The following is a 12333-nucleotide window of genomic DNA, read 5'->3' as shown; positions in this document are numbered from 1 at the left end:
TTTGATACCGAAGTATCGAATTGGATTATCATCAACGAGTGCCCACACAGATTGATAGGTCTATATTGTTAAAGAGCAACTCTTCTTTGTGATTGACATCACTTCGGAAGAGGCGGCCATTCTAGCGAGATAATTTATTGTGTCAAACACTTTCTTCAAATTATTTCGTTTTTCTTTTCAGCCTTATCAACTTCGCTTAAACCCTTGTGAGGCCTTGCCCTGTCGACGAGGAGGCATTATAGAGATCGCGCTCACATTGGCAAGTGTTATTTTTCAAAAATTGCAAAAACAATGGTTAAACGATGAGTTTTCGATCAAACCTTTATTTATTCAACTTTACCCCAAACTATCACACAACTTATCCACAGAGTTGTTCTTTGAGACGTGTTTTTCAAGTACCATAAATAAAGAAAGCTGCTTTATTGCAGCTATCTTTATTAAACTTAACCTAAACTCTATTTAAAGAGTATTATGGCTATATGCCAGACCCATCTTGTTCGGAGCCATCATCTTCGTGTAGGCCACATTCTCGCTTTAAGCCAAAGAATCGAGTTTCTTCCTCTGACATTCCCGGCTCCCATTTACGAGTGGTATGTGTATCACCAACTGAAAGGTAACCTTCATCCCACAATGGGTGGTATTTAAGGCCGTGTTGTTCTAAGTAGTAATGAACGTCTTTATTAGTCCAATCAATTACTGGTAGAAATTTAAACACACCGTTCTGAATTGATAGAATCGGTAAACCTGCACGAGATTTACTTTGCTCTCGACGCAATCCAGAGAACCACGTTCCAACATTAAGCTCTTTTAACGCTCGACGCATCGGCTCAACTTTATTGAGCTTGTTGTATTTTTCAATTCCCTCTACGCCCTGCTCCCATAATTTTCCATATCGAGCTTCTTGCCAATTCGCACTTTCTTTGGCTCGATAAACTTTTAAATTTAGGTTGAGAGCATCTGTCAGCTCATCGATAAATCGGTACGTCTCAGCAAACAGGTAACCAGTATCGGTTAGAATGACGGGGATGTCCGCTTTGGCGCGAGTAACTAAATGAAGCATAACCGCGGCTTGAATACCAAAACTAGAAGAAACCGCGAACTCGCCTTCTAGATTATCTAAAGCCCACGCAACTCTCTCTTGTGCTGAAAGCTTTTCGAGCTCGACATTAATTTGAGCAAGACGGAGGATTTGCTCCGTCTTTGTTAATGTCAGTAACTCTGTGAGCTCAAGCTTGGATGCTACAGAATCAAGCATGAAAGTCCCTCTTTGATACGAGCACTTCTTGGATAATGCCAGCACGAATAGTGAAATCGCCAAAGGCTTCGCCTTCTTCACGCTCTTTCGACCATCTAGCCACCAGCAGATCAATCTCTTCTAAGATTTGCTTATCCGTGATGTTCTCTTTATACATTTTTGGTACTCGAGTACCGGCACGGTTACCACCTAGGTGCAAGTTGTAACGACCCGGCGCTTTGCCAACTAGACCAATTTCAGCCAACATTGCGCGACCACAACCATTTGGACACCCAGTTACACGCAAAATGATGTTGTCATTTTCTGGTAGGTTGTGCTTCTCCAGAATCCCCTCCACATCAGTAACAAACTGAGGAAGGAAACGTTCAGCTTCTGCCATCGCTAGCGGACAAGTTGGAAAAGCAACACAAGCCATTGAGTTCTTACGCTGTTCACTTACGCCGTCGTCCATTAAGCCATGTTCACGAGCGATCTTTTCAATCTTCGCTTTTTCTTTTTTAGGTACACCCGCAACAATTAGGTTTTGGTTTGCTGTCATGCGGAAATCGCCTTTGTGGATTTTGGCAATTTCAGCAACACCCGTCTTAAGTGGTTTACCTGGAAAGTCTAATAAGCGACCATTTTCGATGAAAAGCGCTAAATGATATTTACCATCAATTCCCTCTACCCAGCCAATACGGTCACCACGTTCTGTGAATTCATATGGACGGCTTTGCTCAAACTTAACACCAGCACGTTTCTCGACTTCCGCTTTAAAGACATCGCTACCTACACGATCCAATGTGTATTTGGTTTTTGCGTTCTTACGGTTTGAACGGTTACCCCAGTCGCGCTGAGTTGTTACTACAGCTGCGGCAACATCAAGTGTCTTGTCCAGCGGAATAAAGCCAAAGTCGTCAGCGCGGCGCGGATAAGTTGATGTATCGCCATGCGTCATCGCTAAGCCGCCGCCGACCAGGACGTTAAAACCAACCAGCTTGCCGTTATCTGCAATCGCTACGAAGTTGAGATCGTTAGCGTGTACATCTACGTCATTTTGCGGTGGGATAACCACTGTGGTTTTAAACTTACGTGGTAAGTAGTTCTTGCCTAGAATCGGTTCGTCTTCTTCCGTGCTTTCTACTTTTTCACCGTCTAGCCAAATCTCTGCATAAGCGCGTGTTTTCGGAAGCAGGTGTTCACTGATTCTCTTCGCCCATTCGTAAGCTTCTTGGTGTAACTCTGACTCCACTGGATTAGTGGTACACAACACGTTACGGTTTACATCACCCGCGGTTGCAATCGAATCAATGCCAATACTGTTGAGCGTTTGATGCATCAACTTAATATTCGGTTTTAATACCCCATGAAACTGGAACGTTTGGCGAGTCGTCAGACGAATACTTCCATATAAAGAGTGCTCCGTTGCGAACTTGTCGATCGCTAACCATTGCGTTGGCGTGATGATGCCTCCAGGCATACGAGCACGAAGCATCACATTATGTAATGGTTCCAGTTTTTGCTTTGTGCGTTCATTACGGATATCACGATCGTCTTGTTGATACATACCGTGGAAACGAATTAACTGGAAGTTGTCGGCAGTAAAGCCACCAGTAATACGGTCCTGTAAATCTTGCTCAATGGTGCCACGTAATAAGTTGCTTTCTCGCTTCAGGCGCTCGTTATCAGATAGCGGCCCTAACTCTTCACCTAATACAACCTGCTTATTATTGTCCGTAGAAAAAGTCATTAGTACACATCCCTCTGATAACGTTTCGCTTTACGTAGGTCATTAATAAATTGTTCTGCATCGTCACGCGGCATCTTGCCTTCTTGTTCAGCAACGATAACCAATGCGTCGTGCACATCTTTTGCCATACGCGTTGCATCACCGCAGACATAGATATAAGCGCCTTCTTGGATCCACTGCCACACTTGAGCTGCGTTTTCTAAGATGCGATGTTGTACATAAACCTTTTCTACTTGGTCACGACTAAAGGCAACATCCAATCGGCTTAGTACTCCTGACTTGAGATACTTTTGCCATTCCACTTGGTATAAGAAGTCTTGAGTGAACGTGCGATCACCAAAGAACAACCAGTTTTTGCCTTCAGCATCACGGTTTTCACGTTCCTGAATAAAGCTTCGGAATGGTGCGATCCCTGTGCCAGGACCAACCATGATAATTGGAGTGCTATCATCTTCCGGCAGTTTAAAGTTGTTGTTATGCTCAACAAATACTTTAACTTCATCTCCCTCTTCGAGACGCTGTGCTAAGAAACTAGACGCTCCACCATATCGTTTTTCGTCGTTTTGTTCGTACTCAACCAAAGCAACCGTTAGGTGTACTTCTTCATCGACCTCTTCTTGGCTTGATGCAATAGAGTAAAGGCGTGGAGTAAGACGACGAAGCAAACCAATCAATTCATCTGCGGTTAACTTGGTTTTCTTTTCTGCCAGTACATCAACGATTTGAGTATTTGCAGAGTACTCGCGAAGCTTATCTTTATCTTCAACTAACTTTTGTAGTTTCTTGCTACCGGATAACTCGGCAAACTTTGTGATGAGCTGTGGGTTAGATGTTGTGATTTCATATTTACTCACAAGAGCACTGTGGATTGACAAGCTTTCACCATCAACGTCAACAGTCTCAACCCCAGACAAACCGACCTTACCAAGAATGGCATTTGCAAGTTCCGAGCTATTTTCAAACCACACACCTAGTGCATCACCAGGCTGATACGTTAAGCCCGAGCCTTCTAAGTCGATTTCTATATGACGAACGTCTTTTCCAGAGTCACGGCCCGTGATTTTTTGACTGGTCAGTAACGTCGCAGTGTACGGATTTTGTTTATTGTAAGGAGAGTGCGCAGTCGCAGCTTGACCCACAGGAAGTTGAACCACATCCGCTTCAGAGCCAGAAGACAGTGTATCTTTTACCTTGTCTAACGCATTCTTACGCCATTCAGTTGCAGGGGCTTCATAATCCACATCGCAATCAAGACGCTCGATAAATGGAGTCGCGCCTAGCTTTGATAGGTAAGTGTCGAAGTCTTTACCGGTCTGACAGAAGAACTCGTAGCTAGAATCTCCCAATGCAATAACACCATATTGCAGGTTTGGCAGCTTTGGAGCCTTCTTCGATTGCAAAAACTCATGTAGCTCAATGGCATTATCAGGCGCTTCGCCTTCGCCGTTAGTCGATGCCACAATAATGACATGCGTTTCTTTGGCTAAGTTTTTACCTTTGTAATCGCTTGCATCAAAAAGTTCGACTGCAATTCCTTCTGCTTTTGCTTCCTGCTCCAGAGCTTCAGCAACACCTTTAGCATTGCCCGTTTGGGAAGCAAAAATAATACTCAACTTACCTGCTGGCTTCGCTGATACGGCTGCCGTCGCTTGTGCAATTGGCGTTACCGCTGTGTTTGGTTGATTTTGAGCTAATCCCCAAAAATACCCACTGACCCAAGCAAGTTGCTGTGAAGACAACTCAGAGACAGTTTGTTGGAGTGAGCTAATTTGTTGGTCATTCAGAGGGCTTGCGATTGGAGGATTTCCTCCTTGCCCATTATTATCTTCAGACACATTCTTGTGAGAATACTCATTCTTTTGAAAAGACATTATCACGACATCCCTATTCATTGCGTGACGATAGAGTACCCACTCTCCTTAATAACAAGAAAGAATAGAAGTGAATGTTTTATAACTTTTTGGAAGTAAGAACGGCTTACTTTTTGCTCATCGATCTTCAATGCGGACTTGTTGAAAGCCTACTGCCATTGCCGATTTTGACGCAGTATCCAAATCTTCATAAAGACATTCTTCGCCGTGACTGTCCGTTAGAAAAACAAAACCACCGCGCGCATGTCTGAACTCTACAACCCAACCACCCTCTTGGATTGCAGGCTCAATAATCGCTTCGATAAGCTGATTTTCACGGAATAGATGTCGTAGTTCATTTATTGTCATCGCTATCCCTGCTTTAACTTTCACATTGCTCCTAGGTAAGCATGGTCTAAGTCAGCCAAATAGGGAGAAATTTCGATTAGATATAATGAAGTGATATAAAAAAACGCCGCTTATAAAGCGACGTTTTAAGTAAATCGAATATCTAATATGGCTGAGTTTAGAACGCGTATTCCGCACTCACAAAGAAGCCGTTAGCAAAAATAAACTCTTTCCCTAGATCCGACATGAATTTATCGGACTCTAAATCAATCACACGGTAACCTCCACGAAAAGCCAGTTGAGCTTTTTCGAGCGGTACATTGTATTGAACACCTGCCATGAAATCGGTGCTTTTGATACCTTTGTTGTCACCAAAGTTTATCTCACCAATCACATCAAAGTTTGTATCCGGAACTTGAATTTCTGCGTAACCATACCAAGCCCAAATCAGCTCATCAAATTCTTCTACACGCCTGCTTGAGCCAGCATCAATGTATTTAGTGTCACTTAAATTACTGAACGTGAGACCCGCATCAAAGTGCAATAAATCATGCTCTAGAACGTGGTAATACAAGGTTAAATCGAGCTTATCGAACCCCATGTAATCCGCATCAACACTTGAGTAACGAAGGCGCGCATTAGGGACGTATTTTACATCATGTTCAATCGCCGCGTAAAAAGTGCCTGCGGTACTGCTATCTCGTCTCACTTCATTAACTTTAGTGTCGGCAGCCCATACCTCTGCACCGACTTTTGTCGATACAGAGTACTCTGCAAAAACAGGAAAAGATACTGCCAACGATAATGCCGTTAAAGCGATGTTCGCTTTATTTGTCATGTAGTATTTACTCCGAGATAGCTGATATTCACGTAGAGGACGTGAGAGGAAATATACCATATTCTCACGCCTCTCCATCAACTAAATGATGTTACTCATTATTTATAGCGGGGCTGAGCAACGTAATTCTTGAAGAACCAAATCCCCAATGCAATCACGATTAACCATGGTAATAGTTTGAGTACCGCTCCAACCATTCCCAGTAAAAACATCACAACTAACGCAATACCAGTTGCTGCGAATACGGTCATCATTGTGATACCCGTAACCAACAAGGTCGCCGCAAAGACTAAAATAAAGATTAGCTCCAACATAATCACTTCTCCATTTGTTTTCAATAAACAGAGCAGTTTCCATACCAACTTACAGAAATGAATTTAAGATTATGATTTTTAATAAAAAAAAGCCAGAGGCATTTCTGCACTCTGGCTTTATCATTCTTTAGTTGGTAATTTTAGCCATTCACTGGCGAATTTTACACATTCAATTCTTTTGGAATCTTAGCTAGCGCGTCTTGCAATACTTCTAGACCAGAACCTGGTTTGTGCGCATTTTCACTGATATGACGACGCCATTGACGAGCACCGGGCATGCTTTGGAACAAACCTAACATGTGGCGGGTAATATGACCAAGGTACGCACCTTTCGCTAATTGCGCTTCAATGTATGGGTACATCTCTTCAACAATTTCGCTGCGTTTCTTCACTGGAGCATTAGAGCCAAACAACTCTTGGTCTACCGATGCCAGTAAATATGGGCTTTGGTATGCTTCACGACCAATCATCACACCGTCAAGATGCTGAAGATGTGCTTTTGCTTCTTCTAATGATTTCACGCCACCGTTAATCGCAATCGTTAGGTGTGAGAAGTCTTGCTTCAATTGGTAAGCGCGTGGGTAATCCAATGGTGGGATCTCGCGGTTTTCTTTTGGGCTTAGACCACTTAACCATGCTTTACGTGCGTGGATAGTGAACTGCTCACAGCCACCCTTTTCTGAAACAATAGAAACGAAATCCGTTAGGAACTCGTAAGAATCTTGATCATCAATACCAATGCGAGTCTTGACTGTTACAGGGATATCGACCACGTCTTTCATTGCTGCGACACAATCCGCAACTAACTGCGGTTCAGCCATTAGGCAAGCACCAAATCGACCGTTTTGTACGCGGTCAGATGGACACCCCACATTTAGGTTAATCTCATCGTAGCCACGCTCTTGCGCTAGCTTGGCACACGTAGCCAAATCTGCTGGGTTTGAACCACCAAGTTGAAGGGCTAACGGATGCTCTTCTTCGTTATAAGCCAGGAAATCTCCTTTTCCATGAATGATCGCACCTGTCGTCACCATTTCAGTGTACAGCAGGGTTTCTTTGGTCATTAAGCGATGGAAGTAGCGACAATGACGATCAGTCCAATCTAACATTGGTGCTACGGAGAGCCTGCAAGAATGAGTCATGATATAAACACCCGTTTTTATGTTGCCAAGGTCGAGCGCAGCAGTACGCTCAAAAAATAAGTCGGGTATTGTATACCCAAGCACCTCTGGGTGCTAGTTTCAGCGAGAATGATTTGGTTGGCTGGCTAGCCAAGTGCTTAGGAATACGCAGAAGTAATACGAATCTGTCATTCGTTGATTCATTCTGTGATGATTATTCCGCCTTCACACCACCACCGACTTGCTTTAATTCATGATTTTCGTTCTGATAGTGGGTAAAATGAAGCATTTCTAAACGAACTTCGTATAGAAATGATTTATCATAGAGCACGTCCGATAGTTATGGTGAAAGGTTTGAACCCAACAATCATTGAACAAATTGAAAGTATCTGCGCAGAGCGTGGAGTACGACTGACTCCGCAACGCCGACGCGTATTTGAACTCATTTGTTCTAATCGCCGCGCCTCAAGTGCGTATGAGCTATTGGAGCAACTAAAAGAGAGTGAGCCTCAGGCTAAGCCGCCCACTGTTTATCGAGCATTAGATTTTCTCCTAGAGCAAGGCTTCATCCACCGAGTGGAATCGACAAATAGCTTTATTACTTGTTGTTCTTTCAATACTCAGCAGCACTTTTTCCAATTACTAATTTGCGATAAATGTGGTGATGTCGTTGAACTCGAAGATGAGACGCTGATATCCTTGTTAGCCGAAAACGCCGAGAAGCATGGATTCAAACTGACCAACCAAGTTATTGAAACTCATGGTGAATGCCAGGCCTGTTCCTCCGAGACGAAAGAAAAAGTATAGAAGAACGTTATGCGCGCTGAATTTGTAAACCCGTTTTTAGCTTCTTTAATGAACGTGCTAAAAACTATGGCTTCTCTTGAGCTGAAGCCACAAAAACCGCGAATCAAAAAAGATGAGATCGCACGAGGTGACGTTTCTGGTCTGATTGGTATGGTAGGCCCACAAACTCGTGGTTCAATGTCGATCACCTTTGATGAAGCACTCGCCCTAGAAATCATGCAGAACATGCTTGGTGAACGTCCAAATGGGCTCAATGAAGAAGTGACCGATATGGTGGGTGAGATCACCAACATGGTTACTGGTGGTGCGAAACGCATTCTGGCGGAAAGTGGTTTTGACTTTGATATGGCAACACCGGTTGTGGTTTCGGGCCGAGGTCATACGATTCGCCACAAGTGTGAAGGCTCAATTATTATCATGCCTTTCTCTTCCCAATGGGGAAATGCCTTTATCGAAATTTGCTTCGAATAAAAGAGAAAAAATAGGTTGGCACTGGCCAACCTATTTTGTTTTTGCCTCAGGCAATAAAAAGGTCAGCATTTGCTGACCTTTTCTTTATCTATTCAAACATTAAGCTTTGAACGCTTTAAATGCGTTGATTAGACCGTTTGTTGAGCTGTCATGCGAGCTGATTTGAGACTCATCTGCAAGCTCAGGTAGGATTTGGTTAGCCAGTTGTTTACCTAGCTCCACGCCCCACTGGTCAAAGCTGAAGATATTCCAGATAACACCTTGTACGAAAATTTTGTGTTCGTACATTGCGATCAAGTTACCTAGCGTACGAGGCGTGATTTGCTTCACTAGAATAGAGTTTGTTGGACGGTTACCTTCAAACACTTTGAATGGCGCAATCGCTGCCACTTCTTCAGCATTCTTACCTACTTTCACCAACTCTTCTTTCACGGTTTCTTCATTTTTACCAAACGCTAGAGCTTCAGTTTGCGCGAAGAAGTTAGACATCAGTTTTTGGTGATGATCGCTAGCTGGGTTGTGGCTAATTGCAGGTGCAATGAAGTCACATGGGATAAGCTTAGTACCTTGGTGAATTAGCTGGTAGAACGCGTGCTGACCGTTGGTACCTGGTTCACCCCAAATGATTGGGCCAGTTTGGTAAGTTACAGCATTGCCGTCACGGTCAACGTATTTACCGTTTGATTCCATGTTGCCTTGCTGGAAATATGCTGCAAAACGGTGCATGTATTGATCGTAAGGTAGGATAGCTTCTGACTCCGCACCGTGGAAGTTGTTGTACCAAATACCAATCAAAGCAAGAATCACTGGAATATTGCTTTCTAGATCTGTTGATACGAAGTGCTTGTCCATCTCGTGAGCACCATCAAGCAACTCAACAAAGTTGTCGAAACCTACTGCTAGTGCAATTGATAGACCGATCGCAGACCATAGTGAGTAACGGCCACCAACCCAGTCCCAGAATTCAAACATGTTCGCTGTATCGATACCAAATTCAGACACGGCTGTCGCGTTTGTTGAAAGCGCAGCAAAGTGCTTAGCCACATGAGCCTGATCACCCGCCGATTCTAGGAACCAATCACGAGCAGTGTGCGCGTTAGTCATGGTTTCTTGTGTTGTAAACGTCTTAGACGCGATCAAGAATAACGTCGTTTCTGGGTTAACTTTCTTCAACGTTTCAACGATGTGTGTACCATCAACGTTAGATACGAAGTGAAGGTTTAGATGATTTTTGTATGGCGCTAGAGCTTCCGTCACCATGTAAGGGCCAAGGTCAGAACCGCCGATACCGATGTTCACAATATCAGTAATTGCTTTGCCTGTGTAACCTTTCCATTCACCGCCGATAACGCGCTCAGTGAATGATTTCATTTTTTCTAGAACCGCGTTCACTGCTGGCATTACGTCTTCGCCATCTACCATAACTGGAGTATTAGCGCGGTTACGTAGTGCAGTGTGAAGAACAGCGCGACCTTCTGTTTGGTTGATCGCTTCACCACTGAACATCGCTTCAATTGCAGATTTCAGCTCGGTCTCTTTCGCAAGAGCAAACAGGTGCTTCAGAGTTTCCTCATTGATGAGGTTCTTTGAGTAATCGACTAGGATGTCTGAGCCGAAACGTGCAGAGTATTTGTCGAAACGCGCTGCGTCTTGAGCAAACAGCTCTTTAAGATCCATATCTTGTGCAGATTCGAAATGCGCCGTTAGCGCTTTCCAAGCTTGTGTTTGCGTTGGATTGATATTTTTCAACATGGTCTTTATCCCGATGTTACAGTAGGTTCCATTCCTTACAGTCTAGCGAAAACTGTGGAATCCCCGATTTAGCAAATAGAATATAAATTAGATGTTTGGGCAAATTGCCACAAAACAAGTCTTTGTAATTTTTTTTCAGGCGCCAATTATGACCGAGAGCTTTTACACTCACATTGAGTTAGGTCACGTTCCCTGCCCTGAAATTGAACAATTCATTTACGATGACAAGAATCATATCATTTACTAATGACAGGCTCTAATTGGAATAGGATAGACGCCAATTTATAAATTTCCAAAGGAACACGTATGTGGGCACAAAAAACACTGCAATTAAAAGCGAGATGCCGCGGTTTTCACCTGATAACTGATGAAATTGAACAACAATTACCACAAATAAACGAACTTTCAGTAGGTTTATTACACTTATTTATTCAGCACACCTCCGCCAGTTTGACCTTAAATGAGAATGCTGATCCAACCGTGCGTATGGACATGGAAGCGCACTTCAATAAGTTTGTGCCAGAGCGTGCTCCTTATTATCAGCACACCTATGAAGGTGACGACGACATGCCGGCACATATTAAAGCATCACTGCTTGGCAGTAGTGTGACGGTACCAATCCAAAATGGTCGATTAGCTTTAGGAACATGGCAAGGTATTTACTTGGGTGAGCATCGAGACTTTGGTGGCGGCCGCCGCGTTATTGCTACGATTAACGGTGAGTAGATAAAACAAAGGCTAACCTTGGGTTAGCCTTTCGTTGTTTATTTGGAGTATTCCATCTCGACGCGAGGCGTTAGCTTAGTCACGAGTTCATACGCAATCGTACCAATGTGACCCGCCACTTCTTCTACTGGGAGCTCTTTCCCCCAAAGAATCGCTTCGTCGCTGACTTTATCCGTTGCGTCTGGTCCCAAATCGACCGTCAGCATATCCATGGAAACTCGACCTGCAATAGGTACTTTACGGCCATTAACCCACACCGGCGTACCGTTTGGAGCACTTCTTGGGTAACCGTCGCCATACCCTACAGCGATGACCCCAACTTTTGTATCTCGCTCACTGGTCCAAATACCACCATAGCCAACACTTTCGCCCTTCTTCACTTCACGTACCGCAATAAGGTGGGATTTAAGTGTCATGACAGGCTGATACCCAAGATCTTGCGCCGTTTTGTCATCGAATGGCGACACACCATACATGATAATACCCGGACGAACCCAATCTAAATGGCTTTGAGGCCATGCCAATAACCCCGCAGATGCCGCCAGTGAACGTTCCCCTTGGCAACCAGAAGTCAACGATTTAAACAGCTCAATCTGTTGTGGGGTAATATCGCTATCCAGCTCATCTGCACAGCCAAAGTGGCTCATGTAACGCAACGGTTTCGCTACATTTGGACACTCCTTCAGCCGCGTTACAAAGTCGTCATATTGTTCAGGACGAACCCCAAGGCGGTGCATGCCACTGTCAATCTTCAGCCACACGACAACCGGAGTTTCAAGGTCTGCTTGCTCCAAGGCGATAAGCTGCTCTTCACAGTGCACCACGGTTTGGATGTTGTTCGTCACAAGAACAGGTAAATCACCAGGAGAGTAAAAACCTTCTAGCAATAGAATCGGCTTTACTACTCCACAAGCGCGCAGTTGCAATGCTTCTTCAATGCGAGCCACGCCAAACGCATCCGCATGGTTAGCATGTTTTGCGACATGACGTAATCCGTGACCATAACCATTGGCCTTGACGACAGCCATCACTTTACTTTGTGGCGCTTGAGCTTTTACGCGCTGTAAGTTGTGCTGCAACGCAGACAAATCAATGCACGCCTTGGCCGCTTTCATATAGCTC

At 44.1% G+C, this 12333-nt stretch carries 12 protein-coding genes; 3 read left to right on the top strand and 9 right to left on the bottom strand.

Going from position 1 to position 12333, the window contains the following annotated elements:
- Positions 1-475: 475 nt before the first annotated feature.
- The 7 genes from R7F64_RS22020 to dusA form a co-directional block, all read right to left on the bottom strand.
- Positions 476-1255, bottom strand: a complete 780-nt coding sequence (locus R7F64_RS22020) for a phosphoadenylyl-sulfate reductase (protein WP_005382748.1) — start codon at positions 1253-1255, stop codon at positions 476-478.
- A complete protein-coding gene (cysI, locus tag R7F64_RS22015) occupies positions 1248-2984 on the bottom strand; it encodes an assimilatory sulfite reductase (NADPH) hemoprotein subunit (protein ID WP_154204995.1) in 1737 nt (578 codons plus the stop codon). Before cysI ends, R7F64_RS22020 begins: the two co-directional genes overlap by 8 nt.
- On the bottom strand, positions 2984-4855 hold the full coding sequence (locus R7F64_RS22010; RefSeq protein WP_005381262.1) for an assimilatory sulfite reductase (NADPH) flavoprotein subunit: 1872 nt from the start codon (positions 4853-4855) through the stop codon (positions 2984-2986). The genes cysI and R7F64_RS22010 overlap by 1 nt, the downstream gene beginning before the upstream one ends.
- Before the next feature lie 117 nt (positions 4856-4972).
- The gene (locus R7F64_RS22005) at positions 4973-5203 is read right to left on the bottom strand and encodes a hypothetical protein (protein ID WP_005381264.1); all 231 of its coding nucleotides are present in this window, start codon (positions 5201-5203) and stop codon (positions 4973-4975) included.
- A 157-nt stretch (positions 5204-5360) separates the two neighbouring features.
- A complete protein-coding gene (locus R7F64_RS22000; protein ID WP_285385863.1) occupies positions 5361-6020 on the bottom strand; it encodes a TIGR04219 family outer membrane beta-barrel protein in 660 nt (219 codons plus the stop codon).
- 98 nt (positions 6021-6118) lie between these two features.
- Positions 6119-6334, bottom strand: a complete 216-nt coding sequence (pspG, locus tag R7F64_RS21995; RefSeq protein ID WP_005381266.1) for an envelope stress response protein PspG — start codon at positions 6332-6334, stop codon at positions 6119-6121.
- Between the two features lie 161 nt (positions 6335-6495).
- On the bottom strand, positions 6496-7476 hold the full coding sequence (gene dusA / locus R7F64_RS21990) for a tRNA dihydrouridine(20/20a) synthase DusA (protein ID WP_017821727.1): 981 nt from the start codon (positions 7474-7476) through the stop codon (positions 6496-6498).
- Between the two features lie 321 nt (positions 7477-7797).
- On the opposite strand from dusA, the gene zur reads away from it, so the two are divergent.
- Positions 7798-8262, top strand: coding sequence for a zinc uptake transcriptional repressor Zur (gene zur / locus R7F64_RS21985; RefSeq protein WP_005381268.1), 465 nt, complete (start codon positions 7798-7800; stop codon positions 8260-8262).
- A 9-nt stretch (positions 8263-8271) separates the two neighbouring features.
- The gene (locus tag R7F64_RS21980; RefSeq protein WP_005381269.1) at positions 8272-8733 is read left to right on the top strand and encodes a chemotaxis protein CheX; all 462 of its coding nucleotides are present in this window, start codon (positions 8272-8274) and stop codon (positions 8731-8733) included.
- Positions 8734-8832: 99 nt separating this feature from the next.
- Here R7F64_RS21980 and pgi read toward each other — a convergent pair whose 3' ends face one another.
- Positions 8833-10485: a glucose-6-phosphate isomerase gene (gene pgi, locus R7F64_RS21975; protein ID WP_005381270.1), complete on the bottom strand. Its 1653-nt coding sequence runs from the start codon at positions 10483-10485 to the stop codon at positions 8833-8835.
- Between the two features lie 306 nt (positions 10486-10791).
- Here pgi and R7F64_RS21970 point away from each other — a divergent pair, with 306 nt between their 5' ends.
- Positions 10792-11211: a secondary thiamine-phosphate synthase enzyme YjbQ gene (locus tag R7F64_RS21970; protein WP_042523680.1), complete on the top strand. Its 420-nt coding sequence runs from the start codon at positions 10792-10794 to the stop codon at positions 11209-11211.
- Positions 11212-11249: 38 nt separating this feature from the next.
- Here R7F64_RS21970 and alr read toward each other — a convergent pair whose 3' ends face one another.
- Positions 11250-12326, bottom strand: a complete 1077-nt coding sequence (gene alr / locus R7F64_RS21965; protein ID WP_005381272.1) for an alanine racemase — start codon at positions 12324-12326, stop codon at positions 11250-11252.
- Between the last annotated feature and the right edge of the window lie 7 nt (positions 12327-12333).

Source organism: Vibrio sp. Vb1980, from assembly GCF_033338615.1.
GTDB lineage: Bacteria > Pseudomonadota > Gammaproteobacteria > Enterobacterales > Vibrionaceae > Vibrio > Vibrio alginolyticus.
Note: the sequence above shows the minus strand (reverse complement) of the source record. Positions and strands in the feature narration are given on the sequence as shown.

Coding starts and splice junctions, on each gene's coding strand:
- R7F64_RS22020 (WP_005382748.1), bottom strand. CDS start 1,255: ATGCTTGATTCTGTAGCATCCAAGCTTGAGCTCACAGAGTTACTGACA.
- cysI (WP_154204995.1), bottom strand. CDS start 2,984: ATGACTTTTTCTACGGACAATAATAAGCAGGTTGTATTAGGTGAAGAG.
- R7F64_RS22010 (WP_005381262.1), bottom strand. CDS start 4,855: ATGTCTTTTCAAAAGAATGAGTATTCTCACAAGAATGTGTCTGAAGAT.
- R7F64_RS22005 (WP_005381264.1), bottom strand. CDS start 5,203: ATGACAATAAATGAACTACGACATCTATTCCGTGAAAATCAGCTTATC.
- R7F64_RS22000 (WP_285385863.1), bottom strand. CDS start 6,020: ATGACAAATAAAGCGAACATCGCTTTAACGGCATTATCGTTGGCAGTA.
- pspG (WP_005381266.1), bottom strand. CDS start 6,334: ATGTTGGAGCTAATCTTTATTTTAGTCTTTGCGGCGACCTTGTTGGTT.
- dusA (WP_017821727.1), bottom strand. CDS start 7,476: ATGACTCATTCTTGCAGGCTCTCCGTAGCACCAATGTTAGATTGGACT.
- zur (WP_005381268.1), top strand. CDS start 7,798: ATGGTGAAAGGTTTGAACCCAACAATCATTGAACAAATTGAAAGTATC.
- R7F64_RS21980 (WP_005381269.1), top strand. CDS start 8,272: ATGCGCGCTGAATTTGTAAACCCGTTTTTAGCTTCTTTAATGAACGTG.
- pgi (WP_005381270.1), bottom strand. CDS start 10,485: ATGTTGAAAAATATCAATCCAACGCAAACACAAGCTTGGAAAGCGCTA.
- R7F64_RS21970 (WP_042523680.1), top strand. CDS start 10,792: ATGTGGGCACAAAAAACACTGCAATTAAAAGCGAGATGCCGCGGTTTT.
- alr (WP_005381272.1), bottom strand. CDS start 12,326: ATGAAAGCGGCCAAGGCGTGCATTGATTTGTCTGCGTTGCAGCACAAC.